The organism is Nocardia acidivorans NBRC 108247, from assembly GCF_001625085.1.
In the GTDB taxonomy this organism is placed as follows: Bacteria; Actinomycetota; Actinomycetes; order Mycobacteriales; family Mycobacteriaceae; genus Nocardia; species Nocardia acidivorans.
This window is the reverse complement of record NZ_BDAW01000071.1, coordinates 1-4,307: the sequence shown is the minus strand read 5'-3', so window position 1 is coordinate 4,307 and position 4,307 is coordinate 1. Positions and strand designations below refer to the sequence as shown.

General features: G+C 63.2%; 7 protein-coding genes. 6 read left to right on the top strand and 1 reads right to left on the bottom strand.

Translation table 11 applies throughout. The annotated features are described in order from the left end of the window. The first annotated feature begins 833 nt into the window (after window positions 1–833). Window positions 834–1,127 (top strand): hypothetical protein, encoded by a 294-nt coding sequence (locus tag NA10_RS29040; RefSeq protein ID WP_157556799.1) that lies wholly within the window; start codon window positions 834–836, stop codon window positions 1,125–1,127. Window positions 1,128–1,137: 10 nt separating this feature from the next. On the opposite strand, the gene NA10_RS29035 is transcribed toward NA10_RS29040, so the two are convergent. Then, window positions 1,138–2,343, bottom strand: coding sequence for a helix-turn-helix domain-containing protein (locus NA10_RS29035; RefSeq protein ID WP_067573624.1), 1,206 nt, complete (start codon window positions 2,341–2,343; stop codon window positions 1,138–1,140). Window positions 2,344–2,521: 178 nt separating this feature from the next. Here NA10_RS29035 and NA10_RS36100 point away from each other — a divergent pair, with 178 nt between their 5' ends. From NA10_RS36100 to NA10_RS29020, 5 genes are all read left to right on the top strand, one after another. After that, window positions 2,522–2,707, top strand: coding sequence for a hypothetical protein (locus NA10_RS36100; RefSeq protein WP_157556798.1), 186 nt, complete (start codon window positions 2,522–2,524; stop codon window positions 2,705–2,707). Then, window positions 2,707–3,048, top strand: coding sequence for a hypothetical protein (locus NA10_RS36095; RefSeq protein ID WP_084515393.1), 342 nt, complete (start codon window positions 2,707–2,709; stop codon window positions 3,046–3,048). The genes NA10_RS36100 and NA10_RS36095 overlap by 1 nt, the downstream gene beginning before the upstream one ends. Continuing rightward, window positions 3,045–3,299 (top strand): Clp protease N-terminal domain-containing protein, encoded by a 255-nt coding sequence (locus NA10_RS29030; protein WP_067573622.1) that lies wholly within the window; start codon window positions 3,045–3,047, stop codon window positions 3,297–3,299. The genes NA10_RS36095 and NA10_RS29030 overlap by 4 nt, the downstream gene beginning before the upstream one ends. Window positions 3,300–3,448: 149 nt before the next feature. Then, window positions 3,449–4,018, top strand: coding sequence for a hypothetical protein (locus NA10_RS29025; protein WP_067573620.1), 570 nt, complete (start codon window positions 3,449–3,451; stop codon window positions 4,016–4,018). A gap of 33 nt (window positions 4,019–4,051) precedes the next feature. Beyond that, on the top strand, window positions 4,052–4,307 hold a 256-nt coding region (locus tag NA10_RS29020; protein ID WP_157556797.1), incomplete at its 3' end, for a hypothetical protein.

The window sequence follows — 4,307 nt, the reverse complement described above, 5'->3', positions numbered from 1 at the left end:
AGAGATTTGCTTATAGGGGGTGTTAAGTCCTGAACGGGCCTTTCGGAGGGATTCGTCTATGAGCACGAGCTACGATATCGCGGGCGCAGTAGGGTCCACGTAGCAGCGCGGCGAGCCCACCAAACGGCTGGTCCGGCGCGTCACGAACATGCAGGGAACCGACCGCCGGAGCGGCGCGTCCAACACCCCATGAATCTCGACAAGCACCTCGACCAACTCGCCGCAGACTTGCCACGCCTCGACACGGCAGCGCAGACGACGCCGAGCGTTTTCGCCGGTGGCGCGAATGGGTAGCGCAACGGCCCTCGCGACGCACCGTTGCGGCCTTGCGCGGTTGGGCACCCGAGTAACCGGGCCGAGCGGATGAACCGCGTCTAGTCCGCGATATTCGGGTACGGGTTGTGTTGCGCCTGCTCGGTAAGTCGGTCCTTGCATCCTGGGCACAGAATGCCACCCTCGCCTACAGGGTGCTCGCCGCACAGATCGCACATGTTCTCGTCTGCCACGTCCCAGATGATAGAACCCAACTGGATAGTATTCACACATGCGTTCGAACGATCGGCGTGTCTGGTATCGCTTGCCGGATGGACGGGCCACCCGGTCCCCGGAGCTCGTAGAAACGCCAACAGGTTGGGTACAGCCGCCGCCGATCTCCTGCCCGGCCGGGCATCCGCTCACCGCGGGAAGCTACGTTGTGGGGTGGCAGGCGTGCCGGACGCAGGGCTGCGGCGGCCATATCGCCTATACGTGCCAGGAGTGCGGCAAGGCTGTCTATGTGCCGGAGCGCCGCGAGGGATGTGGCGGGTTCGCATTCGACGGGCGAGGCGATGCCGGTGCTTGACGACGAGCTGATGTCACCGGCGCAACGCGAGCAGCTCCGCGCTGTGATCGCCGCGCTCGAGGTTGACGCCGAGGATGTCTACGCCGTGGTGTGCGCGGCTCTCGTCCAACCGCCGAGCCGTGGTGAGGTGGCGCTGATTGTGGGTGTGCTGCATTCGGAGGCTGTGCAGTATCGGCGCGGTGAGCCTGCCGGACAGGTGATCGGGCGAGTGATGGACCTGGTCGAGGCCATCAAAGAGGGGCGGCCGATCGGGCCACCGGCCAGGGTCGACGACGATCGGTACTGATCTGCCGAGATCACAGGCTCGGAGCTATTCCGCACCAGGCCGCAAACCCTCGGACGGTGTCGCTGCGTCGCGCGTCCTCGCGTGCCAGAACCCGAATGGTTTCGTGAACCATGGGGTGGTAGCGAGTGAGGCTCGGTGAGGTGGCCTTGGCCGTGTGGAGTGCATCGAGAACGAGGGGGCGATCTCCATGCAGCAAATACGCGCGGGCGAGATCGATGTAGTGAACTGCCGACCGGGAGCGAGGCGTGCCGCTTGGGATGTACAACCCTTTGGCTCGCTTCAATGCTTCGCCGCCGTCCATCAGGTCGACAGCGAGCGATACAGACCAGATGCTCGCGTTGGTAGGTCCGAATACGAGCACTTCGTCGCGATCATGCCCGATCCGGCGGGCGGTCTCCATCGCCTCTGCGAGATGTGAATCGGCAAGGTTGCGGTTACCGGCGCGCGCGGCGGCCAGACCGGATTGCAGATGCAGTCCGCCCCAAGCGATGAGGTTGTGCTCCTCCCCCGCGCCGAGTAGCGACTCAATCGGCCCGCGGCATTGCTCCAAGAAGGCGAGCGCGGTCCTCCAATCGCCGCCGGAAGTGAGCAGCGATGCCCGGTGAAACTGGCTCGCCGCAATCCACAGGGGATTCCCACTTTGGTTGGCGGCCCACGTCATTCGGTCTACAGCGCTCGCGGCAAGGTCGACGTACCCCATCTTGTGGGCGAGGCTGCGCACGTCGTAGTAAAGCTCGGTGAGCAGAACGTACGCATGGTCACGCACCTGCCCGGCGCTGCGGTGGACGAGCGCGCGCGCTTCGGTCACCAGCGGAGGAAGCATCGCGGCTAGTTTGGGAGCGGCGGCGTCGCGGCGGTACCGACGCGCCTGAACAACATCCTGTGAAAGCTTCGCCAGGGGCCGCACTTCGATCTCTGGTGCGGGCAGGTCATACGCGGCAAGCTCGTTGCGTAACAACGCAATTGCGCCGTGAAGCTCGCGATCCTCCGCATTGGTTGGCGGGAAGGGTTGTCCCAGAAGCTCGGCCGAGCTCGTCCGCAGCGCCTTGGCGCACGCAGATATGAACCCTTGTGTCGCTGCGCGTCGGCCCTGCTCAACGGCCCTGATCAGCGACAGCGAGATGTCGGTCTCCATGGCCAGTCGCGATTGCGACCAGCCTTTCAGCTTGCGGGCTTGGGCGACTCTCGCGCCCACGCCGACCAGTTCGTCGTTCACCGCGGCCTCAATTCGATAGGTCCCTTGGTTCCCGAGGGTGCCACAAATTGTGTCAGTTCGCCGTCGTACCGCGTAGCACCCTCATATGACCGCCTGGTGCTGGGTGAACCGCACATATCGTCGGGATATCCCCAGTACCAGGCAGAACCAAACGGCCCTGGACCGGAGGAAACCGGACATGGAACTCATAGCCCTAATTGTTCTGGCTGCAATCATCTTTGTGGCGATTGGCGGATTGAGCATCGGTGGTCGCATCCCGCCCCGCGGAGTCGACGACCGCCTCACCGTCGCAAAGATTCAGGCGCGCCTCGATTCCGAACAAGACTATCCCGCTGCGCATTTCGCTTCCATGGGGAGCCGGTGATGCCGTCATCGCCTTCGGCAATCGGCTACCTGCGTAGCGACATATCCGGCGCTCGACAACGGTGGGATGAAACCCAGATACGGCACACCGCAGCAAGATTCGGCTACAACCTTCTAAAAATCATTGTCTTCAGTGCGCGCACCGACCGCGTGATGCATCGGTTACACACGGCTCTCGATCGCGCCATGGCGGATGCGATCGTCACGCCCAGCCTGCGGCATTTCGAATCTGCCGAAGCCCCCGCAGAGCTGCTCGCGGTAGCTGCCGTGATCACCGTTACCCCTGAGCGGATGTTCGCTCGCTGGGTTGCTCCAACAAAACCGGCCGGAGGCTTGAAGTGACGAATCGGATTTCTATCACCTTCGCGTGTGCGCCGAACCTCGCGAGCCTGCTCGGCTCTGCCGACGAGATCGCCACCGCTGGGGGCGCGGAACGCATCGGAACCGAGCATGTGTTCTTGGCGCTGTTGCGAGATGTCGGCGCAATTCCCGTTGCCGAGCTCCGCGCGCAGGGCCTGGACGCGGCCGACGTTCTCGATCGGCTGTTACAGCTCATCGCGCGAGCGCAGCAACCGACCAATTCGAGCAACTAACGCCCCATGCCTGCCCGAAATCTGCACTGCCACAACTGAACCAACAAACAGAACCGCCAGGAAATCATCATGTGCTCAACCGCCCTAGAGATCACCACATGTACAGCAATCAGCGCCAACCGTTCCGCACGTCGCGAAGGGAGTGAACAATGGCAGCAAACACTACGAGAGAGGTCACCATGGGCGACTTCGTCGCGCACACCGAACAATGGCACCACGAGCAGGCCGAACGCCAGCGCGATCCAGAGTTCTTGGCGTGGCTCGCCGCAATGGATGCCGAGCTGGACCGACTCGTTCGCGAAGACGCCCCGGAGCTGGGCAAGCTCGATAGCCCTTGGACGGCCGAGGGCCTGCAAGTCATCGCACAAACAGCCTTGCGCCAGCTACCAGATTTCGCCGCGGCACCTCTCGCCGGAGAACCTTTTGAGCGGTTCCAGCGATTTGCGCGCGGTATCGGCCATATCTTCCGTACCTGCTGTGACGGGCAATGGAAGTATGCGGTCACAGTCAGCCTGCCCGGCGAGGCCGATCGTCCTGTTCCGGTCGTCGAAATCGCGTCCTCGCCGGTATGGTTCGACCCTCAAACCATGCTGGCGTACGTGCTGTTCGATCACACCGACACGATTTTGCTCGATGCCTTCGAGCACGCCACCACCGACCACCGAGAGTGGATCGCCGCTGGGCGGCCCGCCCCGGCGGAATGGCTCCAACTGCGCTGACCGTGCGCACGCCGTCGATCAGGGGTGTGCGCGATGACCGAGCCGGGAAACCATGGGCTTACCCCTGCTGGGGATCGCGCACACGCGGCGTACGTTCTGCGGAAACTTGCTGAACAGGCAGAGATCAATTCGATTCGCAATCCGATCGACTGGCGCAATGAGGTCGATCGGTGGGGCAATCGGCAGATCTTGCATGACGCTTTCATGCTCGGCGATCAGCAATTACTCAATCGCACCGCTGAGCAGGGCTGGCATAACGAGGTGGTGCTCCATACTCCTCACGGGCTCC

Coding starts and splice junctions, on each gene's coding strand:
- NA10_RS36100 (WP_157556798.1), top strand. CDS start 2,522: ATGGAACTCATAGCCCTAATTGTTCTGGCTGCAATCATCTTTGTGGCG.
- NA10_RS36095 (WP_084515393.1), top strand. CDS start 2,707: ATGCCGTCATCGCCTTCGGCAATCGGCTACCTGCGTAGCGACATATCC.
- NA10_RS29025 (WP_067573620.1), top strand. CDS start 3,449: ATGGCAGCAAACACTACGAGAGAGGTCACCATGGGCGACTTCGTCGCG.